General features: G+C 67.5%; 20 protein-coding genes. 16 read left to right on the top strand and 4 right to left on the bottom strand.

Annotated features, from left to right (window positions below; all coding sequences use genetic code 11):
* The first annotated feature begins 1 nt into the window (after position 1).
* The 3 genes from urtE to ACXJKM_RS16110 all read left to right on the top strand — a co-directional run bounded on the left by urtE (position 2) and on the right by ACXJKM_RS16110 (position 1393).
* On the top strand, positions 2 to 694 hold the full coding sequence (gene urtE, locus ACXJKM_RS16120) for an urea ABC transporter ATP-binding subunit UrtE (RefSeq protein ID WP_457353888.1): 693 nt from the start codon (positions 2 to 4) through the stop codon (positions 692 to 694).
* Positions 695 to 875: 181 nt separating this feature from the next.
* Positions 876 to 1103: an addiction module protein gene (locus ACXJKM_RS16115; RefSeq protein WP_056204477.1), complete on the top strand. Its 228-nt coding sequence runs from the start codon at positions 876 to 878 to the stop codon at positions 1101 to 1103.
* Entirely contained in the window at positions 1100 to 1393 is a 294-nt protein-coding gene (locus ACXJKM_RS16110; protein WP_056203768.1) for a type II toxin-antitoxin system RelE/ParE family toxin, read from the top strand. Before ACXJKM_RS16115 ends, ACXJKM_RS16110 begins: the two co-directional genes overlap by 4 nt.
* 7 nt (positions 1394 to 1400) lie before the next feature.
* On the opposite strand, the gene egtD is transcribed toward ACXJKM_RS16110, so the two are convergent.
* Positions 1401 to 2375, bottom strand: a complete 975-nt coding sequence (egtD, locus tag ACXJKM_RS16105; RefSeq protein ID WP_457353640.1) for an L-histidine N(alpha)-methyltransferase — start codon at positions 2373 to 2375, stop codon at positions 1401 to 1403.
* On the bottom strand, positions 2372 to 3514 hold the full coding sequence (egtB, locus tag ACXJKM_RS16100) for an ergothioneine biosynthesis protein EgtB (RefSeq protein ID WP_457353639.1): 1143 nt from the start codon (positions 3512 to 3514) through the stop codon (positions 2372 to 2374). The genes egtD and egtB overlap by 4 nt, the downstream gene beginning before the upstream one ends.
* Before the next feature lie 143 nt (positions 3515 to 3657).
* Here egtB and ACXJKM_RS16095 point away from each other — a divergent pair, with 143 nt between their 5' ends.
* From ACXJKM_RS16095 to ACXJKM_RS16085, 3 genes are all read left to right on the top strand, one after another.
* Positions 3658 to 4677: a TRAP transporter substrate-binding protein gene (locus tag ACXJKM_RS16095; protein WP_457323569.1), complete on the top strand. Its 1020-nt coding sequence runs from the start codon at positions 3658 to 3660 to the stop codon at positions 4675 to 4677.
* Entirely contained in the window at positions 4674 to 5138 is a 465-nt protein-coding gene (locus tag ACXJKM_RS16090; RefSeq protein WP_457353637.1) for a TRAP transporter small permease, read from the top strand. The genes ACXJKM_RS16095 and ACXJKM_RS16090 overlap by 4 nt, the downstream gene beginning before the upstream one ends.
* A 598-nt stretch (positions 5139 to 5736) precedes the next feature.
* Positions 5737 to 7047 (top strand): TRAP transporter large permease, encoded by a 1311-nt coding sequence (locus ACXJKM_RS16085; RefSeq protein ID WP_457353635.1) that lies wholly within the window; start codon positions 5737 to 5739, stop codon positions 7045 to 7047.
* On the opposite strand, the gene ACXJKM_RS16080 is transcribed toward ACXJKM_RS16085, so the two are convergent.
* Both ACXJKM_RS16080 and ACXJKM_RS16075 read right to left on the bottom strand, forming a co-directional pair.
* A complete protein-coding gene (locus tag ACXJKM_RS16080; protein ID WP_457323566.1) occupies positions 7019 to 7417 on the bottom strand; it encodes a VanZ family protein in 399 nt (132 codons plus the stop codon). The two genes, ACXJKM_RS16085 and ACXJKM_RS16080, sit on opposite strands and share 29 nt — an antisense overlap.
* 21 nt (positions 7418 to 7438) lie before the next feature.
* Positions 7439 to 9763, bottom strand: a complete 2325-nt coding sequence (locus tag ACXJKM_RS16075; RefSeq protein ID WP_457353634.1) for a hypothetical protein — start codon at positions 9761 to 9763, stop codon at positions 7439 to 7441.
* A gap of 142 nt (positions 9764 to 9905) precedes the next feature.
* On the opposite strand from ACXJKM_RS16075, the gene ACXJKM_RS16070 reads away from it, so the two are divergent.
* The 10 genes from ACXJKM_RS16070 (at position 9906) to ACXJKM_RS16025 (ending at position 21262) form a co-directional block, all read left to right on the top strand.
* Complete coding sequence (locus ACXJKM_RS16070) at positions 9906 to 10283, top strand: hypothetical protein (RefSeq protein WP_457353632.1); 378 nt, start codon at positions 9906 to 9908, stop codon at positions 10281 to 10283.
* A 140-nt stretch (positions 10284 to 10423) separates the two neighbouring features.
* Positions 10424 to 12517 (top strand): 3-hydroxyacyl-CoA dehydrogenase NAD-binding domain-containing protein, encoded by a 2094-nt coding sequence (locus ACXJKM_RS16065; protein WP_457353630.1) that lies wholly within the window; start codon positions 10424 to 10426, stop codon positions 12515 to 12517.
* Between the two features lie 30 nt (positions 12518 to 12547).
* Positions 12548 to 13723, top strand: coding sequence for an acetyl-CoA C-acyltransferase (locus ACXJKM_RS16060; RefSeq protein WP_457320339.1), 1176 nt, complete (start codon positions 12548 to 12550; stop codon positions 13721 to 13723).
* A 5-nt stretch (positions 13724 to 13728) separates the two neighbouring features.
* Entirely contained in the window at positions 13729 to 14154 is a 426-nt protein-coding gene (locus ACXJKM_RS16055; RefSeq protein WP_457353628.1) for a PaaI family thioesterase, read from the top strand.
* Between the two features lie 55 nt (positions 14155 to 14209).
* A complete protein-coding gene (locus ACXJKM_RS16050) occupies positions 14210 to 16018 on the top strand; it encodes an acyl-CoA dehydrogenase (protein ID WP_457353626.1) in 1809 nt (602 codons plus the stop codon).
* 9 nt (positions 16019 to 16027) lie between these two features.
* Positions 16028 to 16819, top strand: a complete 792-nt coding sequence (locus ACXJKM_RS16045) for an SDR family oxidoreductase (RefSeq protein ID WP_457353624.1) — start codon at positions 16028 to 16030, stop codon at positions 16817 to 16819.
* Positions 16820 to 17059: 240 nt separating this feature from the next.
* Complete coding sequence (locus ACXJKM_RS16040) at positions 17060 to 17497, top strand: PaaI family thioesterase (protein WP_457353623.1); 438 nt, start codon at positions 17060 to 17062, stop codon at positions 17495 to 17497.
* 98 nt (positions 17498 to 17595) lie between these two features.
* On the top strand, positions 17596 to 17976 hold the full coding sequence (locus tag ACXJKM_RS16035) for a YXWGXW repeat-containing protein (RefSeq protein ID WP_457353621.1): 381 nt from the start codon (positions 17596 to 17598) through the stop codon (positions 17974 to 17976).
* A 285-nt stretch (positions 17977 to 18261) separates the two neighbouring features.
* Positions 18262 to 18903, top strand: coding sequence for an RpiB/LacA/LacB family sugar-phosphate isomerase (locus tag ACXJKM_RS16030; RefSeq protein WP_057300805.1), 642 nt, complete (start codon positions 18262 to 18264; stop codon positions 18901 to 18903).
* Positions 18904 to 18943: 40 nt separating this feature from the next.
* Complete coding sequence (locus tag ACXJKM_RS16025; RefSeq protein WP_457353619.1) at positions 18944 to 21262, top strand: DEAD/DEAH box helicase; 2319 nt, start codon at positions 18944 to 18946, stop codon at positions 21260 to 21262.
* Positions 21263 to 21306: the final 44 nt, after the last annotated feature.

Below are 21306 nucleotides of genomic sequence, written 5' to 3'. Positions count from 1 at the left end.
CATCTTGAAAGTGCAGGACCTGCACAAGCACTACGGCGGTTCTCACATCCTGCGCGGCCTGAGCTTCGACCTGAAGCCCGGTGAAATCACGGTCGTGCTGGGTCGCAACGGTGTCGGCAAGACGACGCTGCTGAAGAGCTTGATGGGGGTCGTGCCTGTCACGTCCGGCAGCATCACGCTGGACGGCGAGGCAATCAACAAGCTGAAGACGCACCAGCGCGTTCGCGCCGGCCTGGGCTACGTGCCGCAGGGCCGGGAAATCTTCGGCCGGCTCACGGTCATGGAGAACCTGCAAATGGGCCTCTCCAGCCAGCCCGCCGGCACGCCACTGCCCAAGGAGCTGTTCGAGCTGTTCCCCGTGCTCGACAAGATGCGCTCACGCCGCGGCGGCGACCTGTCCGGCGGCCAGCAACAGCAGCTCGCCATCGCCCGCGCGCTCGCGCCCGGCCCCAAGGTGTTGCTGCTGGACGAACCGACCGAAGGCATCCAGCCCAACGTCATCCAGGACATCGGCCGCGTCATCAAGCACTTGGCCCACGACAAGGGCCTGTCGGTCGTGCTCGTCGAGCAGTTCTACGACTTCGCCGAAGAGCTGGCCGACCAGTATTTGCTGATGCAGCGCGGCGAGATCGTCATGCGGGGGCGGGGCAAGGACATGCCGGCGGATGGGGTGCGGGAGAGGTTGGCGATCTGAGATCGCTGCCAATCGATTCCGTGTTCTGACGCGGCAGAACGCTATATCGCCGGGCTCCAGTAGGGGTGAACGCAGTGAACCGCATCGCCGACCGCATCATGCATCGTTCGGGTTCGCAGTGCCCGAACGGAGTTGTGGCAAGCTACCCGAACTGCCCAAGCTTCGGGCCCCAGGGATGCTCATGACGACCGCTCTCGAAACCCTTCAAGCAGAAGTACTGCGACTATCGCCAGCCGATCGCGCGAAGTTGCTGGATCGATTGATCGCCAGCCTGGACGTGGACGCTGGCGTTGAGGCTGCTTGGGACAAGCTGGCCGACGAACGCGAGCAAGAGCTTGAAGTCGGCACCGCCAACGCCGTGCCCGTCGATGTGGCCGTCGCCAGACTGGAAGCCCGCTTTCCCGGATGAAGGTCACACTGCATCCGGCCGCAGAGCAAGACGTCCACGAAGCCGCCGCCTTCTACGAGCGTGAGGGCTCGCCCATCGTGGCAGCCCGTTTTGTTGCAGAGTTCAAACGGCTTGCTGCCCTGCTCCTTGAGCATCCCGACATCGGCTCGCCACGCTCAAATGGCCGACGCGGTTTCGCCATGAGCGTCTTTCCATACACCGTTGTCTATCGCGTGATCGCGGACGAGGTCAGGATCATCGTCGTCAAGCACGACAGCAAGCGCCCGGGTTTTGGTGGGAGGCGCGCATAGCGCTGGCCTATTTGCTGCTCTCTGCCTCCAGCCACAGCACCGCAAACCACCCGTTCTCATCCGTCCACACCTTGCCTGGCTTGAAACCCGCGCGCTCGGCCAGGGACTGGAAGCCCGAAACCGTGTATTTGTGCGAATGCTCGGTGTGTAGCGTCTCGCCCTCGTGGAAGGTGTAGACCTCCCCACCCAAGCTCAGCTCCAGCGGCCGCGTCGCACGCAGATGCATCTCGATGCGTCGGTAGGCCGGGTTGTAGAAGGCTAGGTGCTCGAAGCCGTCCGGTGGGAACTCGGCGCCCAGTTCCTGCCGGGCGCGGTGCAGCAGGTTCATGTTGAAGGCTGCAGTGACGCCGGCCGCATCGTTGTAGGCCGCATGCAACGTGCCGTGGTCCTTCACGAGATCGATGCCGATCAACAGGCCACCGCCGGCCAGTTCGCCCGCGGCCAGACGCAGGAAGGCGTCCGCCTCGCTCGGCGTGAAATTGCCAATGCTGGAGCCAGGGAAGAAGCCGACACGGCGGCTGCCCTCGGGGCAGGGCGGCAGCGTGTGCGGGCGCGTGAAGTCAGCCACCAGCGGCTGGACGGCCAGGCCCGGGTAGTCGCCCGCGAGGCCGTCACAGGCCGCCAGCAGGTGCGGGCCCGAGATGTCCACCGGCACGAACTGCACGCTGTCGCGCGGGATGGCGTCCAGCAGCAGGCGCACCTTGCGCAGAGCGCCGGCACCGTATTCGACGAGCTGCACCTGGCTGCCCATCTGCGCGGCCATGTCGTCCGCATGCGTCTGCAGCAGTGACAGTTCGGTGCGCGTCGGGTAGTACTCGGGCAGCTCGCAGATCTGCTCGAACAACTTGGAGCCGGCCTCGTCGTAGAAGTACTTGGGCGAGATCGCCTTGGGCGCGCGGCCCAGCGCTGCGTGCAGGTCGGCGGCGAACTGCTCGTTGTCGGCCGAAGCGCGGGGCTGGCGCCATTCAATTCCTGGTTTCATCTTGCGAGCCTCACTCCACTGAACTGCCAGCGCGCGGCCGGCGGGAAAAAATTGCGGTAACTCGGTCGTGCGTGGCCCAGCGGGGTCGCGAGGCTGCCGCCTCTCAATACCTGCTGCCCCACCATGAACTTGCCGTTGTATTCACCAACCGCGCCCGCCGCGGGTTTGAAGCCGGGGTAGGGCGCGTAGCTGGAGCGAGTCCACTGCCAGGCCTGATCGGCGGCCAGCGCGAAGCCCGGCAATCCGCATGCCGCCTCCCACTCGAACTCGGTCGGCAGCCGCGCGCCAGCCCATTCAGCAAAAGCGCAAGCCTCGTAGAAGCTGAGCTGCATGACAGGCGCGTCGGCATTCAGCGGCTGCACGCCATGCAGGCCGAACACACTGCCGTCCTCCAGCCAGTAGGCCGGCCGCTGCCAGCCCTGGGCCTGCACGGTGGCCCAGCCATCGGACAGCCACAGCAGCGGCTCGCGGTAGCCGCCCGCGTCGATGAAGTCTTCGTACTCACCGCAGGTGACGAGGCGGTTGCTGATCTCGAAAGGCGCGAGCAGGGCCTGGTGGCGCGGGCCTTCGTTGTCGAAGGCAAAGCCGCTGCCGCCATGGCCGATGTCGACGATGCCGCCAGCGTGCTTCAGCCAGGCCTGATCGGGGGCGACGGCCTTGAGCGGTGTTGACACGTCGTAGGCCGGCAGCAGTGGGTTGCAGGAAAAGGCGTGCAGGATGTCGGTCAGCAGCAGCTCCTGGTGCTGCTGCTCGTGGTGGCAGCCCAGTTCGATCAGCCGGCGGGCATCGTCGCCAGCATGTGGCAGCAGGTCGGCCAGGGCGGCGTCCACATGGCGGCGGTAGGCCTTGACCTCGTCCAGGCTGGGCCGGCTCAGCAGGCCGCGTTGCGGGCGCGCATGACGCGGGCCCAGGCTCTCGTAATAGGAATTGAAGAGGCGCGGCCAGCGCTCGTCGAAGACGCAGTAGTCCGGCAGATGTGGCAACAGCACCAGGGTCTCGAAGAACCAGGTCGTGTGGGCCAGATGCCATTTGGTAGGGCTGGCGTCGGCCATGGACTGCAGCTGGGCGTCCTCGTCCGACAGGGGCGCGGCAAGGGCGAGCGAATGGGCTCGGGTGGCGCGGAGCAGCTCGGTCAACATGGGTGGCACCGTATCGCAAACTGCTGCCAACGGTATGTCAGTGCAGGGTCTTTGGCTGTAGGACACCCCCCCTAGGGTGGGTGCGGGGATGTCAGCAGAGCCAATTCCCCTAGGATCGCCGCCATACAACAAGGAGACCGGGCATGAAAGCAATCGCCTTCATCGCCGCCCTGCTGGCCGCGACCGCGGTGCAGGCCAACGAGCCGATCACGCTCAAGGTGCATCACTTCTGGCCGCCCGGCGCCATGCCGCCGACACAGATCCTGGCGCCCTGGTGCGACAAGATCGCGGCAGACTCCGGCAACCGCCTGAAATGCCAGGTCTACCCGGCCATGCAGCTCGGCGGCACGCCGGCCCAGTTGATCGACCAGGTCAAGGACGGTGTCGTCGACATCGCCTTCACGCTACCGGGCTACACGGCCGGGCGCTTTCCCATCATGGAGGTGTTCGAGCTGCCCTTCATGACGAATTCCGCCGAGGCGGCGTCGCGCGCAGCCTGGGACTTCTATGGCAAGTACGCCGTCAAGGAGTTTGCCGCGGTCAAGCCGCTGATGTTCGCGACGCACGACGAGGGCTATCTGCACACCCGCGAGCGCCAGATCAAGACGCTGGCCGACTTCAAGGGCCTGAAGTTGCGCGCACCGACGCGCCAGACCAACAAGCTGCTCAGCAGCCTGGGTGCCTCACCGGTCGGCATGCCGCTGCCGGCCGTGGCCGATGCGGTCAGCAAGGGCACCATCGACGGCTTTGCGCTGCCCTGGGAGGTCATCCCCTCGGTCAAGCTGCACGAGATGGTCAAGTACCACACCGAGACCGACCCGAGCCGGCCGGCGCTGTACAGCGCGGTCTTCATCCTGGCGATGAACCCGGCCAAATACGACAGCCTGCCGGCCGACCTGAAGGCCGTCATCGACAGGAACTCCGGCGCCGCCCTGTCACAGGCCGCCGGCCGCACCTGGGATGCCAGCCAGGCGCCTGGCCGCAAGCCGGCGGTGGACCGCGGCAATGTCTTCTACACGGTGCCCGCCGCCGAGGTGGACAACTGGATCAAGGCCAGCCATCCGCTCTACGACGATTGGGCCGCCGACATGGACAAGCGTGGCCTGCCCGGCAAGCAGATGCTGAGCGAAGCGCAGGCGCTGCTGGCCAAGTACAAGAAGTGAAATGGCTTGAGAAGCTGGCGGCAGTATTTGCGCTGCTGGGCGGCGTCTGCGCGCTGCTCGTCGCCGGCATGACGCTGTGGAGCGTCATCGGCCGCAACCTGTTCGCCAGCCCCGTGCGTGGTGATGTGGAACTGAGCCAGATCGGCATCGCGCTGGCGATCGCGCTGTGCCTGCCCTGGTGCCAGCTGCGGCGCGGCAACATCATCGTGGACTTCTTCACCCAGGCTGCACCCGAGCGCGTCAATGGCGCGCTGGACCGCTTCGGCGCGCTGCTGCTGGCCGTCATGCTGGGGTTGCTGGCCTGGCGCACCGGCATGGGCGCGGCGGCGGTGGACGAGGCCGGTGAGCAGACCATGATCCTGGGCCTGCCTATGTGGTGGGCCTACGCCATCCTGGCGCCAGGCTTGGCACTGACGGCGGTGATTGCGGTGGTGCAAGCTGTTCAGCGAGGTGAAGCTTGATGGCCAGGCCCAGCCGGGAGTTCGCCCCGGCGGGCGACTCACTTTCTTGGGCGCCCAAGAAAGTAAGCAAAGAAGCCGCCCCTGCAAAACCGCCCATCCGCAAGCGGCTGGGTACCCTGCGCTTCTCGGTCATCGAGGCCCGCGCAAAACTCCCGCCGCTACGCTCTGGTCAAACAGTTGCGCGGAGTCAGTTGTTGAAGCGCGCCAAGGCGCGCGCCTCGATGCCCTGTGATGCTCGGCGGTTTAGAAGGGGGAATCCGAGACAGCCAGCAGCCGAACTCCCAACGCCAAACGTATCAACCCACTCGCGCGGGCTGTTCCTTCACTCCCCCTCTGAGCCCGCCGAGGAGCGTACGGCCTTGAGGCCGCGTGCGCAGCACGCCTCAAGAACTGATTCCGCGCAACTGTCAGACCGGAGCGTAGCGAAGGGAGTTTTGCGCGGGGCCTCAAGGGCGGCGCACCGCAGGGAACCCCTCGCATTGCGAGGGGCGGGCGGATCGGGGGCGACTCTTTGCCTACTTTCTGGTCGCCCAGAAAGTAGGTCGCCCGCCGGGGCGAACTCCCGGCATGGGCCTCAGCAACAAGGCCAGATCACCCAATGACTACGGGCCTCACCATCTTCGCCTTGATGCTCGCGCTCATGGCGCTGCGCGTGCCTATCGCCGCGGCCATGTTCATCCCCGGCGCCCTTGGCTACGCTTGGCTCAGCAACGACGCGGCGCTGCTGAACCTGATCAAGGGCTCGGCCGTCGCACGCCTCACCGTCTACGAGCTGTCGGTCATTCCGCTCTTCCTGTTGATGGGCCAGTTCGCCACGCAGGGGGGGCTGTCCAGGGCGCTGTTCCGTGCCGCATCTGCCTGGGTCGGCCACTGGCGCGGCGGCCTGGCCTTTGCGGCCATCCTGGCGTCGGCCGCCTTCGGCTCGGTCTGCGGCTCTTCGGTGGCCACCTGCGCCACCATCACCCAGGTGGCCTACGGCGAGATGAAGGCCGCGGGCTATCACGGGCGCCTGTCCACTGCCGTGCTGGCGACGGGTGGCACGCTGGGCATTCTGATCCCGCCGTCGGTGCCGTTGATCGTCTACGCCATCCTGACCGAGCAGAACATCGCCAAGCTGTTCGCCGCCGCCTTCATCCCCGGCCTGATCGCAACCGCAGGCTATCTCGCGGTCATCGCCATCACCTGCCGGCTGCGGCCCCATCTGGCCGTGCCCGGGCCGCGCCACGGCTGGAGCGAGCGCTGGCACGCTCTGCTGGGCGTATGGCCGCTGCTGGCCATCTTTGTCGTCGTCTTTGGCGGCATCTACGGTGGCCTGTTCAGCCCGACCGAGGGTGCCTCCATCGGCGCGCTGGCGACGCTGACCAGCGGCCTGCTGTCGGGCGAGCTGCGCGGCGATGGACTCAAGCGCGCGCTGCTGGGCACTGCCGAGACGACGGCCATGGTCTTCATGATCTTCCTCGGCGCCGACATGATGAATTCGGCCTTGGCGCTGACGCAGATGCCCGCGCATCTGGCGCAGTGGGTGGGCGGGCTGCCCGTGCCGCCGCTGGCCATCGTCGCCGGCGTGCTGGCCTTTTACGTGGTGCTGGGSKSMGTGATGGACGAGTTGTCGATGCTGCTGCTGACSATTCCCGTCATCTTCCCGACCATCATGGGCCTGGACCTGTTCGGCCTTGCGCCCGAGCCCAAGGCGATCTGGTTCGGCATCMTGGTGYTGATGACSGTSGGCWTYGGCATGCTGGCGCCGCCGGTGGGSCTGAACGTCTATGTSGTCAACGGCATGGCGCGCGACGTGCCGATGAACGAGACCTACAAGGGCGTCATGCCCTTCCTGGCCAGCGACGTGCTGAGGTTGCTGCTGCTGCTGTTCGTGCCCGCCGTCACGGTCGGCGTGCTGCGCTGGCTGTGATGGGCCAGGCCGCCAGCAGACCCAGGGCGATGCCGACGCTGTCGGCCACCACGTCGTGCCAGTCGGCCTCGCGCGGTGGCAGAAAGCTCTGCGCGATCTCGATGCCAATGCCGTAGCCGATCAGCGCGATCACCAGCCAGATCCATTGCCGCGGCCGCTGCGAGACGGGCCACATGGCCCAGACACTGCTGAAGGCCAGTGCGGCAAAGGCGAGGGCATGGTTGGACTTGTCCCAGCCGGTGGTGATGGTCTTGGGCGGTGCCGGGCTCAGGGCCAGGCAGGTGATGACGATGAGCAGGACGGCGAGCAGGGCGCGCCAGAGTGCGCGGCGCTGCGGCGCGGTGCAGAGGTGCAGGAGAAAGCTGGGCATGGGGGCCGCATTGTGACGGCCCTATTTCATCTGCAGCATCCAGCCCTTGGCCTGGCGCAGATGGGCCACCAGCTGGGCCTGCGCCGCGCCGACGGCCGGGTCGGTGGCATTGAGCTTCTCCAGCAGTGCCGCGTCGATCAGCTCGCGCGAGGCCGAGTTCAGCATCCAGTTCATCGACGGCTGGCGTTGGCCCGGCAGTGCAGGCATGCGCAGCTCCGCCACCTGGCCGCAGCCGCCGATGCGCTTGATGAGCTCGACTGCCGAGTCCCGCGCGCGGGCGTCGTTGCTGTTCAGGATGCCCTGCGCCGGCGCGACCACCTCGTTCAGGCCCATGTGCGTGGCGCGGTAGCGGCGCCCGTCCAGCGGCTGCGCATCGGCAGCCGTGGGTGCGTCGCGGCACAGCCAGTCGTCGACCTGCGAAGCGCTGTTGACCAGCAGCAGCAGGCGCAGCCGCGAGCGGTCCAGGACGCCTTGGGCGGCACAGTTGTCCTCGGGCTTGCAGGCCTTGAGCCGCCCGCTGGCTTCGAGGTCGCGCAGCAAGTCGGAGAGCAGCAGTGTCGCGCTGGCTTCCACGTAGCCGCCATCGCCCAGACGGTCCCAGACGCGGCCGACATCGCCGTTCTCCTCATCCCTGTGCGCCTCCTTGAAGAGGACGGCTGCGGCAGGGCTGATGTAGGGGAAGCGGGCGCTGTTGTGCACGGCCTGAGCCAGCGTCATGCGCTCGACCTCCAGGCCGAGCGAGGGGTCGAGCAGGTCGATGCCGTCGCCACCGGCCAGCAGGAAGTCGGACTGGTAGACCCGCTGGCCGCGCGACAGGGCTGTGGCGTTCATGGCCAGCAGCGGCAGCCATTCGGCGTCGGTGGCGCGGCCGTGCAAGGCCGTCATCGCCTCGCCCCAGGGGTTGGGATGGGCGGTCGGGCGCAGCGGACATTGCTGGGCCAGGCTCCTGGGCCAGTCATGCGTCCAGACCTTCTCCAGGCCGAGAGATCGGTCCGCGCCGGCGACGGCCAGGGGCAGGAAGCGCTGCACCAGGTCGGGGTAGAGCATGTCACCGACCGGCGTGGCGAGATGGTCGCGGCCGGTGAAGTCGCGCACCAGCTTCCAGGGTGTGCAATTGGCGGCGTCGAGCGCCTGGCGGCGCGCGTCCACGGCGGCGACGAAGCTGGCCGCGCCCAGGGCCCCGCCCGACGTGCCGCTGATGGCGAAGACCGAGTCGGCGAAGTTGACGCCCTGTTGTTCACCGAGATCCTGCAGGCGCGCCAGCGATGCGCTGCCCCAATACGCCGCGCGCGAAGCGCCGCCCGCCATGGCGACGATCACAAGCGGCCGTTTGCCGTCCGCGCCCACGGTGCGCAGCCAGGTTTGCACCCAGGCGTCGGCCGGTTGGCGGGCGGCGATGGCATTGCGAGCGCTGCGCTCAGGGTCGGCCACACGGTGGTTGTCGTTCAGCGGGGCAAATGCCACGAAGAGCAGCAGCGGCAACGGCGTCAGCGGCATGCGTATCAACGCCTTGGGTGCATAGGTCAGCAGGATGCCGCCAAAGACGATCCAGCTGCCCATGGCCAGCAGCACCAGGGCCGGTGAGCCGATGGCGCGCGCCGTGGCCTCGGGCCAGGCCACGAGGGCGGCGAACACGCCCCATTGCAGCAGCAGCACCAGCGCGACGAGCACGCGCGACGGCGTGCTCATGCGGTCCTCACGCTCCAGCAGCGCGATGGCCTCGCGCCGGCCATCCAGCGCGAGCCAGCGCGCCAGCCGCGAGCCCGTGCCGAGCTTGAGCAGCCAGGCGCGCCGCTTCCAGACAAAAAGGGCCAGCCCCGCCGTGACGGCCAGCAGCGCGACGCCGATGAGGCGCTCGCGCGTCTGCACCAGGAAGAAGATCGCGATGGGCAGGCCGCCGCCGAGGATGAGCCCGCGCGGCAGCCAGCGACGCAGGCCGTCGCCAAAGCGCGGGTTCATGCACTCGCCCAGCGTGTCGGGCTTGAAGCGGCGGTCCAGCAGCAGGCGGCTCACATACCAGGCCAGCAGCAGCCACAAGCCGAAGGCGAAGACGAGGAGGGCGGTCTGTGCGCTGCCCACTTCCAGCGACAGCAGCGTTTCGCGGGCCTGTTCCAGGCCGAGCAGCACGGCGACGCCGGCGATGACGATGACGACGGGAAAGGCGCACAGGCCCAGCACGCGCAGCAGATAGAGCATCCAGGGCACATCGCCCTCGGTCGTGGATGCCGTGGAAGGCGGCTCGGGCGGTGGAGGAGGCGCGGGCTCCTCCGACTTTGGCGGCGGCGGCGGGGAAAACTGCGGCGGCGGCGCGGGATCGCGGGGTGGGTAGACGACCGGAATCAGCATGGCCCGCACTCTAGCCGGGGGGCGCTGGGCGTCCAAGGGCGAGACGAAGCGGTGGCGACTCGTGACAAACCCTGGCAAGACGGGCGTTGCGCCGTCAGACCGATACAGTGCCAACGGACAACGGTGTCAGGGGAGAGAAAAAATGGACAACGGTCAACTGTTGCAGCTGGTGGGCAGCTTTGCTGTGGGCGGTTTGGTGGCGGGAGGTGCCGTCTACGCCTGGTCAGCCAAACGAATCAAGCGCGAGCATGAGCGGGTGATGCACGTGGAGCAGTCCCGCCAACTTGGCGCCCAGCAGCTCACCCAGGCACGCAAGCAGGTGGAGCAGCTGCAGCGCGATTGCCATGAGCTGCGTCTGGCAGTGCGGCCCGCACCGCGGCCGGTGCCCCCTCCCCCGGCGCCGCTCGACCCCGCCGAGGCCACGCGCCGCTACGTCGAGTCCAAGCTGCAGCCGGCCGCGCCCGAGGAGGCCGCGAAGACCTTCAAGGACACCGTGGTCCTGCCCAAGTCCCAGTACTGAACTGAAGCCTCGCCCATCGGGCGCGCCTTTGTCACTGCCGGGACAAGACTGCGCGGCGGGCGCTGCCTAGAATCGAACGGTCGTTCTATTCTGGGTCGGCTGCGCAAGGCGCGGTGGGCCCGCCAACTGAGGTCGTGCCCATGACAGCCCATTACGAAGTTCGCGGCAGCGTCGCCGTGATCACGCTCGACAACCCGCCGGTCAACGGCCTGGGTTTTGCCACTCGCGCCGCCGTTGCGGCCGGCGTGGAGCGCGCCGAAGCCGATCCGGCCATCACCAGCCTGGTCATCACCGGCGCCGGCAAGGCCTTCTCGGGCGGTGCCGACATCAAGGAGTTCGGCAGCCCCAAGGCCTTGGCCGAGCCGAACCTGCTGAGCCTGATCGCTGTCGTCGAGAACTGCAGCAAGCCGGTCGTCGCGGCCATCCACAGCGTCTGCATGGGCGGCGGCCTGGAGTTGTCCCTGGGCTGCCATTACCGCGTCGCGCAGACCGGCACCAAGGTCGCCCTGCCCGAAGTGAAGCTGGGCCTGCTGCCTGGCGCCGGCGGCACGCAGCGCCTGCCGCGCGCGCTGGGCGTGGAGCCCGCGCTGAACATGATCGTCAGCGGCGAGCCGGTCGAGGCGCAGATGCTGGCCATGGTCCCGGGCCAGAAGCTGTTCGACAAGATCGTCGACGCCGACGTCGTGGACGCGGCCGTCAAGTTCGCCGAAGAAGTCTCCGAGAAGCGCCCGCTGCCCAAGGTGCGCGACCTGAAAGCCCGCCACCCCAACGCCGAGGCCTACTTCCAATTCGCCCGCAACATGGTGGGCGGCATGAGCAAGAACTTCCCCGCGCCATTGCGCTGCCTGGAGACTGTGGCCAGTGCCGTCAACATGAAGTTCGACGACGGCATGCGCGCCGAGCGCGAGGGCTTCATGGCCTTGATGCTGACGCCCGAGTCCAAGGCGCTGCGCCACCTGTTCTTCGCCGAGCGCGTGGCCAGCAAGATCTCCGACGTGCCCGAAGACACGCCGCTGCGCACCATCGCCAAGGTGGGCGTCATCGGCGCCGGCACGATGGGTGGCGGCATCTCGATGAACTTCCTGAACGCGGGCCTCCCGGTCACCATCCTGGAGACCAAGCAGGAAGCCCTGGACCGCGGCGTCGCGACGATCAGGAAGAACTACGAGTCCCAGGTCAAGAAGGGCAAGCTCAAGGAAGACAAGTACGCCCAGCGCATGGCGCTGCTGAGCACCACGCTGAGCTACGGCGACCTGAAGGACTGCGACCTCATCATCGAGGCGGTGTTCGAGGAGATCGGCGTCAAGGAAGCCGTCTTCAAGCAACTGGATGCCGTGGCCAAGCCTGGCGCCATCCTGGCCTCCAACACGTCCACGCTGGACGTCGACAAGATCGCGTCGTTCACCGAGCGCCCGCAGGACGTGGTGGGCATGCACTTCTTCAGCCCAGCCAACGTGATGAAGCTGCTGGAAGTGGTGCGCGGCAAGGAAACCGCCAAGGATGTGCTGGCCACGGTCATGGCCATTGGCAAGAAGATCAAGAAGACGGCTGTCGTGTCGGGCGTCTGCGACGGCTTCATCGGCAACCGCATGATCGAGCAGTACAGCCGCCAGGCCGGCTTCCTGCTCGATGAAGGCTGCACGCCGCAGCAGGTCGACAAGGCGGTCGAGAAGTTCGGCTTCGCGATGGGTCCGTTCCGCATGGGTGACCTGGCGGGCAATGACATCGGCTGGGCGATCCGCAAGCGCCGCGCTGTAGAGCGCGCCAACATGAAGTACTCGGCGAGCGCCGACCGCCTGTGTGAGCTGGGCCGCTTCGGCCAGAAGACCGGTGCTGGCTGGTACGACTACCTGCCTGGCAAGCGCGACGCGATCCCGTCACCGGTCGTCGACGAGATGCTCGCCAAGCACCGCGAAGCCATCGGCGCCAAGAAGCGCGACATCAGCGACGAGGAGATCGTGCACCGCCTGGTGTTCGCCCTGGTCAACGAGGCCGCGCATCTGCTGGAAGAGGGCATTGCCCAGCGCGCGTCGGACGTGGACATGGTCTACCTGACCGGCTACGGCTTTCCGATCTTCCGCGGTGGCCCGATGTGCTACGCCGACACCCTCGGCCTCTTCAACGTCGTGCAGGCAATGAAGCGCTTTGCCAAGAACCCGATGGATGACGGTGCGTTCTGGACGCCCGCCCCGCTGCTGGCCCGCCTCGTGGCGGAAGGCAAGAGCTTCACYTGATCGCAGCGCGCGACTGACAAGGAACAAGACATGAGCAACGCACTGATCGTCTCCACTGCCCGCACGCCGCTCGCCAAGAGCTGGAAGGGCGCGTTCAACATGACCCATGGCGCGACGCTGGGTGGCCACGCCGTCAAGGCAGCCGTCGAGCGCGCCGGCATCGATGGCGGTGCCATCGAAGACGTGCTGATGGGCTGCGCCACGCCCGAAGGCGCCACCGGCTCCAACATCGCGCGCCAGATCGCGCTGAAGGCCGGCCTGCCGATCACGGTGAGCGGCGTCACCATCAACCGCTTCTGTTCCAGCGGCCTGCAGACCATTGCGATGGCCGCGCAGCGCATCATTGCCGGCGAGGGCGATGTCTACATCGCCGGCGGCGTCGAGAGCATTTCCTGCGTGCAGCAAGAGGCCAACAAGCACATGCTGGTCGACCCGGCGCTGATGAAGCTCAAGCCCGAGATCTACTGGAACATGCTGCAGACTGCCGAGAACGTGGCCAAGCGCTACAACATCTCGCGCGAGCGCATGGACCAGTACGGCGCCGGCAGCCAGCAGAAGGCCTGCGCCGCCCAGGCCGCCGGCAAGTTCGCCGACGAACTGATCTCGGTCACGACGACCATGGGCGTGGCCGACAAGGTCATGGGCCTGATGAGCAAGGAGGTCACCATCAGCGCCGATGAGGGCCTGCGCGAAGGCACCACCTATGACGCCATCAAGGACCTGCGCTCCGCCATGCCCGGCGGTCTGATCTCGGCCGGCAACGCCAGCCAGTTCAGCGACGGTGCCGGCGCCTGCGCGCTGGTCAGCGAGCAATACGCGTCCACGCACAACCTCAAGCCCATCGGCCGTTTCCTCGGCTTTGCCGTGGCCGGTTGCGAGCCTGACGAGATGGGTATCGGTCCTGTGTTCGCCGTCCCGAAGGTGCTGAAGAAGCTCGGCCTGACGGTTGCCGACATCGACCTGTGGGAACTGAACGAAGCTTTCGCCGTGCAGGTGCTGTACTGCGCCGACACGCTGGGCATCCCGATGGACCGCCTGAACGTCAACGGCGGCGCAATCGCTGTCGGCCACCCTTATGGCGTGTCGGGCCAGCGCCTGACGGGCCACGCCCTCATCGAAGGCAAGCGCCGCGGTGCCAAGCGCGTCTGCGTGACGATGTGCATTGGCGGCGGCATGGGCGCGGCGGGCATCTTCGAAGTGCTCTGAAGACCATGGCCGTCTCGCCGGAGGTCTTCCTGCAGATGGGCCGCGAGATCCTGGCCAAGCAGGCCTTCAGCCGCCTGCTCGGCACGGAACTGGCGGCGCTGTCCCCGGGCAAGGTCGAGCTGCAGTTGGTGCTCAAGCCCGAGCATCTGCAGCAGCACGGTTTTGCGCACGGTGGCGTCGTCAGCTATCTGGCCGACAACGCGCTGACCTATGCCGGCGGCACGGCCATGCAGGTCGAGGTCGTGACGAGCGAGTTCAAGGTGAACTATGTGCGTCCGGCCGTTGGCGAACGCCTGATCGCCCGCGCCAGCGCCGACGCGGTCAGCAAGAACCAGGCGGTCTGTCGCTGCGAGATCTTTGCCGTCAAGGGCGGCGCCGAGAAGCTCTGTGCGCTGGCGCAGGGCACCATCGTCCGCGCTGCGGGCGACTGATCATGGCCGACCTGGGCATTGAGCCCACGGCCGTCACCACAACGGGATAGCAGCCATGCGCGACACCCTGGAGTTCCTTCTGTTCGACTGGCTGCGTGCTGGTGACCTCACCGCGCGCGAGCGCTTTGCCGACCATTCGCGCGAGACYTTCRRCGCCGTGCTCGACACCTGCGAGCGCATCGCCCGCGAGAAGTTCGCGCCGAGCTACAGGCTGATGGACACGGAGGAGCCGCGCGTGGTTGTGGATGAAGGTGGCGAGCGCGTGCACCTGCCCGCGGCGACATTGGAGGCGGTCAATGCCCTGGTCGACTCCGGCATGATGGCTGCGGCGCATGACTACGAGCTGGGCGGCATGCAGCTGCCCTGCCTCGTCGAGACGGCCGCCAATGCCTTCGTCAGCATGGCCAACGTCCACGCTGGCTCCTACGGCGTGTTGACGACCTGCAATGCCAACCTGCTGATGGAACACGGCAGCGAGCGCCAGCGCGAGGTGTTCGCCAAGACGCTGCTGGCTGGCCAGTGGTTCGGCACCATGTGCCTGTCGGAGCCGCAGGCGGGCTCGTCGCTGTCCGATGTGGTCACGCGCGCCGAGCTGGAGGACGAGAACGACGCCCTCGGCCCGCGCTACCGCCTGCGCGGCAACAAGATGTGGATCTCGGGCGGCGAGCAYGAGCTGMGCGAGAACATCGTCCACCTGGTGCTGGCCAAGATCCCGGGGCCGGACGGCAAGCTCATTCCGGGCACCAAGGGCATCTCGCTCTTCATCGTGCCCAAGCAAATGGTCGGCGAGAACGGCCAGCTGACCGGCGAGCGCAATGACATCGCGCTGGCCGGGTTGAACCACAAGCTCGGCCACCGCGGCACGACCAACTGCCTGCTGAACTTCGGCGAGGGACGCTTCCAGCCGGGCGGCAAGGCGGGCGCGGTGGGCTATCTCGTCGGCAAGCCCGGCGAGGGCCTGCGCTGCATGTTTTTCATGATGAACGAGATGCGCATCGGCGTCGGCCTGGGCGCCGTCATGCTGGGCTATGCCGGCTATGAGGCCAGCCTGGAATACGCCAAGCAGCGCCCGCAAGGCCGCGCCATGACCACGGCCGGCAAGGACGCAGCCAGCCCGCAGCGGCCCATCATCGAACACGCCGATGTGCGCCGCATGCTGCTGGCGCAGAAGAGCTATGTCGAGGGCGGCCTGGCGCTGGAGCTGTACTGTGCCCGTCTCGTCGATGAGCTGAATACCGGCGACGCCAAGGCCGAGGCGCAGGCCCTGCTGGATGTGCTCATCCCCATCGCCAAGAGCTGGCCGAGCGAGTGGTGCCTGGAGTCCAACTCCCTGGCCATCCAGGTGCTGGGCGGCTACGGCTACACGCGTGATTTCCCCGTCGAGCAGTACTGGCGCGATCAGCGCCTGAACATGATCCACGAGGGGACGCATGGCATCCAGGCGCTGGACCTGCTGGGTCGCAAGGTGGTGCAGCAGGGCGGGGCGTCTCTCGCTGCTTTGGCCGCGCGAGTGCAGCAGACCATCGAGCGCGCGATGCAGACCGACTGGGCGCCGCAGGCCAACCAGCTGGCCGCAGCGTTGGCACAAGTGGGCGGCGCGACCAAGAAGGCCTGGAGCACCGGCGAGCCCGAGGAGGCGCTGGCCAATGCCACACCCTACATGCAGGCCTTCGGCCATACGGCGCTGGCCTGGTTGTGGCTGGACGTCGTGCTGAGCGTGCATGGCGACAGTGACTTCGCGCACGGCAAGCGCGCCGCTGCCCGCTACTTCTACGCCTACGAACTGCCCAAGATCGGCGCCTGGCTGGACGTCGTCGCGCGCCGCGAGCCGCTGTGCCGCGAAATGAAAGCTGAATACTTCTAAGGAGACACCATGAGCACCAAAGTCCAAGACCTCTTCGACCTGAGCGGCCAGGTGGCCCTCGTCACCGGCGGCTCGCGTGGCCTGGGCCTGCAGATCGCCGAAGCCCTCGGTGAAGCAGGCGCCAAGATCATGCTGACCTCGCGCAAGGCAGCCGACCTGGAAGAGGCCGCGGCCCATCTGCAGGCACGCGGCATCGACACGCGCTGGATCGCGGCCGACGCGGCCAAGGAAGAGGATGCGCAGCGCGTCGTCAGGGAGACGATGGAGCGACTCGGCCAGATCGACATCCTCGTCAACAACGCCGGCGCGAGCTGGGGTGCACCCGCCGAGGAACACCCCATCGAGGCCTGGGACAAGGTCATGGACCTCAACATCCGCAGCCTTTTCGTCTTTGCGCAAGCGGTGGCCAAGGCCAGCATGATCCCGCGCAAGTCGGGCCGCATCATCAACGTGGCCTCCATCGCCGGCCTGGGCGGCAACTCGGCCGTCATGAAGACCATTGCCTACAACACCAGCAAGGGCGCGGCCGTGAACTTCACGCGCGCGCTGGCCGGCGAGTGGGGCCAGTACGGCATCACCGTCAACGCGCTGGCGCCGGGCTTCTTCCCGAGCAAGATGACCAAGGGCCTGATGGCGACCATCGGTGAAGAGCAACTCGCTTCCCACGCGCCGCTGAACCGCATCGGCGATGACGACGATTTGAAGGGCGCGGCCCTGCTGTTTGCGTCCAGGGCCGGCAAGCACATCACCGGCCAGATCCTGGCGGTCGACGGCGGCGTGTCGGCCATCCACGGGGGATAAGCCTAGAAACGGCAGTCGACCGCTACCCAGCGCATGCAAGTTCTTGCTTCATCACAAGATTGGACCCACGGCCACGTTCACCATGTGGGTGGCAACGCTGCACGCCCGCCTGGCCTGCGCTGGCGCACGCTGGCCGCGTTGCTTCTCCTCGCGGGCGCGAGCCCGCAGCGTCGTCGCGCCTTGCCAGCGCACCCCAGCGCAGCCCCTTCGGCCGCGCCCAACTACCGTTTCTAGGCTGCCATGGAATTCCCGGTCCACATTCCCTTCGTCCAGCAACTCGGCTTCACGCTGCACTCGGTCGGCGACGGCGAGGCCGAGCTGCGGCTGACGATCAGCGAGCAGCACTTGAACTCCTGGCGCGTCGCCCACGGCGGCGTGGTGATGACGCTGCTGGACGTGGCGATGGCGCATGCCGCCCGCAGCGTGAACCGGCATCTGCCGGACCTCGGTCCGGGCGTCGTCACGGTGGAGATGAAGACCAGCTTCATGCGCCCCGGCGAGGGCGAACTGCGCGCGGTGGGCAAGCTGCTGCACCGCTCGACGACGATGGCCTTCTGCGAGGGCTCGGTGTTAGGCGCCGATGACAAGCTGTGCGCCCACGCCACCGGCACCTTCAAATACCTGCGCGCGCTGCCGGCCGGGCGCCAATTGAAGCCGCTGGGTGGCGAGGGCGACTGAGGCCCGCTTTGCACAACTTTGCGGCGCGACGAGCGCTTGTCCGACCACCGCGCGTCGGGGCCAGTCGTTGAATGACCTCCTGCAACTTGGAGATCGTCATGCTCAACAGAACCATCATCGCTTCGTGCCTGGTCGCCAGCTGTGCCTTTGGTGCAGCAACACTCCCGACCGCAGCCGCGGCACAGGTCAGTGTGTCCATCCGGACCGCACCGCCGCCTCCGCGTCATGAAGTGATGCCGGGCGCGCGCCGCGGCTATGTCTGGGTGCCCGGCTATTGGAACTGGAACGGCCGCCGCCACGTCTGGCAGCAGGGCGTCTGGGTGAAGGAGCGCCGCGGCTACATGTACAACCAGCCCGCCTGGGAGGAGCGCAACGGCCACTGGGAGCTGCGGCGCGGTGGCTGGGCCCGCGGCGACGCGGACCGTGATGGCGTGCCCAACGGTGCCGACCGCCGGCCCAACGATCCCCACCGCCGCTGATGCTGCGAGGCTCGCATCGCATCGATCGCGGGCTTGAGTGCTTTTCTGAAACGGCGTTCCAATATTTGGCGCAAGTGGCACAATGGCGCCAGCGTCAGCACCTCGCTTCGAGGTGCGCGGTTGGCCAGGTTGCTCCATCGGGACCATGCAGTCCCGGCCTTTCGAGGCGGACGCCTGGCATGACGGCCCGCGCTCGAGCCCCTCTGGCTCGAGCAGCCGCGGCCCATGCAACCGGGGTGGCTTGTGCCGCCCCAGCCCCCATTCCGCTACCGAAAGCCACCCGCCATGAAGATCGCCCTCATCATCGAGAACAGCCAGGCCGCCAAGTCCGAGATCGTCCACAGCGCCCTCAAGACCGTCGCCGAGCCGCTGGGCCACAGCGTCCACCACTACGGCATGTACACGCCCGAGGACAAGGCCTCGCTCACCTACGTGATGAACGGCCTGCTCGCCGGCATCCTGCTGAACTCCAAGGCCGCCGACTTCGTCGTCACCGGCTGCGGCACCGGCATGGGTTCCATGCTGGCCTGCAATTCCATGCCCGGCGTCTTCTGCGGCCTGGTCATCGACCCGACCGACGCCTTCCTGTTCGGCCAGATCAACGACGGCAACTGCATGTCCATGCCCTACGCCAAGGGCTTCGGCTGGGCCGCTGAGCTGAACCTGCAGGACTGCTACCGCAAGCTGTTCGAGAACGAGCGCGGCGCCGGCTACCCCAAGGAGCGCGCCGCCATCATGGCCAAGAACCGCGGCATCCTGAAGGACCTGAAGGCCGCGTCCTGCAAGGACATGCTGACCACGCTGAAAGCCGTCGACCAGGACCTGTTGAAGGCCGCCGTGTCGGGCGAGAAGTTCCAGGAACTGTTCTTCACGAACTGCCAGGACGACGCCATCGCCGCCCACATCAAGGGCGTGCTGAAGTCCTGAGTTCGGTCGCGACAGTCTCGCGGGCTGCGAGACTGTCGCGATGTCTGTTCCACCACCTCACCTCACGCTGCGCACACTGACGCGCGGCGACGGCTTGCTGGGCCTGCGGCCACGTGGCCCGCTCGGGCCGCGCGGCGAGCAGGTGACGGTGGCGATGCTGGCTGCGGCCGACGTGCAAGCCGAGCTGGCGCTGCTGACGCGTGGCCTGATTGCGCTGGACCCGGCCCTGCTGCAATGGCGCGGTGCGCCGCAGCCGTTGGGCGCTTCGCTCTGGACCCTGGTCCAGGAAGAGTTCTTCGGCGACTTCCACGCCGAGAAGGTGCCCGAGTTGCAGGCCCTGGGCTGGCAGGTCACGACCGAACCGGGCTTTGCCCACCATAGCCAAGCCGTCAGTGGCTGGCAGCTCGGGCTGGCTGAAGACACCGAAGCGCCACCGCCCAGCCGCCGCGTCGAAGGCCTAGGCCTGGAGCGCCGCACCGGCGCCTGGCTGGTCAGCCTCGGCATGGAGGTGGATGGCCAGCGCATCGACCTGGCCCCGCTGATCGCCAACCTGCTGCGCAAGGACAAGCGCTGGCTCGATGCGGTGGCCATCGCCGCCATCGAGGACGACGCCATCGTGTCGCTGCGCGCACCTGGTGGCCGCCGCTATCACGCCGTTGCCGCGCCGCTCAAGGCCATCATGTTGGCGCTGCTGGACCTGCTCAAGCCGGTGGAGCTGGAGAAGGGCAAACCGCTCAAGCTCAATGCCTGGGACGCCGATCGCATCCGCTGCATCGAGGAGGAATCGCGCGGCCGCTGGCAGATCCATGGCGACGCGGGCCTGAAGGCGCTGGGCCAGCGCCTGCTGGCGGCCGGCGCGCCGACTTCGATGGCGCAGCCCGAAGGTCTCGGCCTGCAGCTGCGGCCCTATCAATTGCATGGCCTGGCCTGGCTGCAATACCTTCGCGAGCAGGGCCTCACCGGCATCCTGGCCGACGACATGGGCCTGGGCAAGACAGCGCAGGCTCTGGCGCACATCTGGGCCGAGAAGCAGGCCGGCCGGCTGGACCGCCCGGCCCTCGTCATTGTGCCGACCTCGCTGCTCTTCAATTGGCAGCAGGAGGCGGCGCGCATCGCGCCGGGGCTCAGGTTGATGACCTGGCATGGCGCCGACCGCGAGGCGGCGCAACTCGCCGATACCGACGTCGTGCTCAGCACCTACAACCTCGTCTGGCGCGACCTGCGCAAGCTGTCCGCCCAGCCCTGGCATCTGCTCATCCTCGATGAGGCCCAGGCCGTCAAGAACGCCCAGGCCCGTGCCGCCCGCGCGCTGCGCCGGCTTGACACCCGCCACCGCCTGGCCCTCACCGGCACGCCGCTGGAGAACCACCTCGGCGAGCTGTGGTCGCTGTTCGACCTGCTGATGCCCGGCTTCCTCGGCGACTCGCGCAGCTTCGCGCGCCATTGGCGCAAGCCCATCGAGGTCAACCGCGACGGCCCGCGCGCCCGCCTTCTCGCGGCGCGTGTGCGGCCCTTCATCCTGCGACGCATGAAGACGGAGGTCGCGACCGAGCTGCCGCCGCTGACCGAGCTGGTCAAGCGCGTCACGCTGGTGGGCCAGCAGAAGCAGCTCTACGAGAGCGTGCGCGTGGCGGCCGACCACATGGTCAGGCGCATCCTGGCCCGCGACGGCTTCAACGCCACCAGCCTCATCAGCGTGCTGGACGCGATGCTGAAGCTGCGCCAGGTCTGTTGCGACCCGCTGCTGCTCAAGGGCGTGGAGATGCCGCCCTTTGTGGAGCGCGCCAAGCTCGAATGGCTGCGCGAGCACCTGCCCGATTTCGTTGCCCAGGGCCGGCGCCTGCTGGTGTTCTCGCAGTTCACCGAGATGCTGGACCTGATTGCCGCCGAACTGGACCGTTTGGGCCTGCCCCATCTGCGCCTGACCGGCCAGACCGCCGCATCTGCGCGTGGCGAGGTCGTGCGCCGCTTCCAGGCGCGCGAGGAACCCATCCTGCTGGCCAGCCTCAAGGCCGGCGGCGTGGGCCTGAATCTCACGGCCGCCGACACCGTCATCCACGTCGACCCCTGGTGGAACCCGGCCGTGCAGGCCCAGGCCAGCGCGCGCGCCCACCGCATCGGCCAGGACCAGCCGGTGTTCGTCTACCAGTTGGTGGCCCAGGGCAGCATCGAGGAGCGCATGCTGGAGCTGCAGGCGCGCAAGAAGGCCTTGGCCGACGGCCTGCTCGGCAGCGACGACGGCAGCAGCCTGAGCAAGTTCGGCGAGATGGAACTGAAGCTGCTGCTGGCGCCGTTGGAGGAGGCCGAATCTGGCCTGCGGCAGCCGCCAGCCGCCGACCTTCCCCACTTCTACGGATGACCCCGGCGCGGGCCGGCGGCCTACTCATGCCGGTCAATCAAGAT

The sequence above is a fragment of the Roseateles sp. P5_D6 genome, assembly GCF_054049415.1.
Note: the sequence above shows the minus strand (reverse complement) of the source record. Positions and strands in the feature narration are given on the sequence as shown.

Bases quoted from the DNA above. Each gene is read 5' to 3' on its own strand.
- egtB (WP_457353639.1), bottom strand. From the start codon at position 3,514: ATGTTGACCGAGCTGCTCCGCGCCACCCGAGCCCATTCGCTCGCCCTT.
- ACXJKM_RS16095 (WP_457323569.1), top strand. From the start codon at position 3,658: ATGAAAGCAATCGCCTTCATCGCCGCCCTGCTGGCCGCGACCGCGGTG.
- ACXJKM_RS16080 (WP_457323566.1), bottom strand. From the start codon at position 7,417: ATGCCCAGCTTTCTCCTGCACCTCTGCACCGCGCCGCAGCGCCGCGCA.
- ACXJKM_RS16075 (WP_457353634.1), bottom strand. From the start codon at position 9,763: ATGCTGATTCCGGTCGTCTACCCACCCCGCGATCCCGCGCCGCCGCCG.
- egtD (WP_457353640.1), bottom strand. From the start codon at position 2,375: ATGAAACCAGGAATTGAATGGCGCCAGCCCCGCGCTTCGGCCGACAAC.
- ACXJKM_RS16115 (WP_056204477.1), top strand. From the start codon at position 876: ATGACGACCGCTCTCGAAACCCTTCAAGCAGAAGTACTGCGACTATCG.
- ACXJKM_RS16055 (WP_457353628.1), top strand. From the start codon at position 13,729: ATGGCCGTCTCGCCGGAGGTCTTCCTGCAGATGGGCCGCGAGATCCTG.
- ACXJKM_RS16035 (WP_457353621.1), top strand. From the start codon at position 17,596: ATGCTCAACAGAACCATCATCGCTTCGTGCCTGGTCGCCAGCTGTGCC.
- ACXJKM_RS16030 (WP_057300805.1), top strand. From the start codon at position 18,262: ATGAAGATCGCCCTCATCATCGAGAACAGCCAGGCCGCCAAGTCCGAG.
- ACXJKM_RS16040 (WP_457353623.1), top strand. From the start codon at position 17,060: ATGGAATTCCCGGTCCACATTCCCTTCGTCCAGCAACTCGGCTTCACG.
- ACXJKM_RS16025 (WP_457353619.1), top strand. From the start codon at position 18,944: ATGTCTGTTCCACCACCTCACCTCACGCTGCGCACACTGACGCGCGGC.
- ACXJKM_RS16045 (WP_457353624.1), top strand. From the start codon at position 16,028: ATGAGCACCAAAGTCCAAGACCTCTTCGACCTGAGCGGCCAGGTGGCC.
- ACXJKM_RS16110 (WP_056203768.1), top strand. From the start codon at position 1,100: ATGAAGGTCACACTGCATCCGGCCGCAGAGCAAGACGTCCACGAAGCC.
- ACXJKM_RS16070 (WP_457353632.1), top strand. From the start codon at position 9,906: ATGGACAACGGTCAACTGTTGCAGCTGGTGGGCAGCTTTGCTGTGGGC.
- ACXJKM_RS16060 (WP_457320339.1), top strand. From the start codon at position 12,548: ATGAGCAACGCACTGATCGTCTCCACTGCCCGCACGCCGCTCGCCAAG.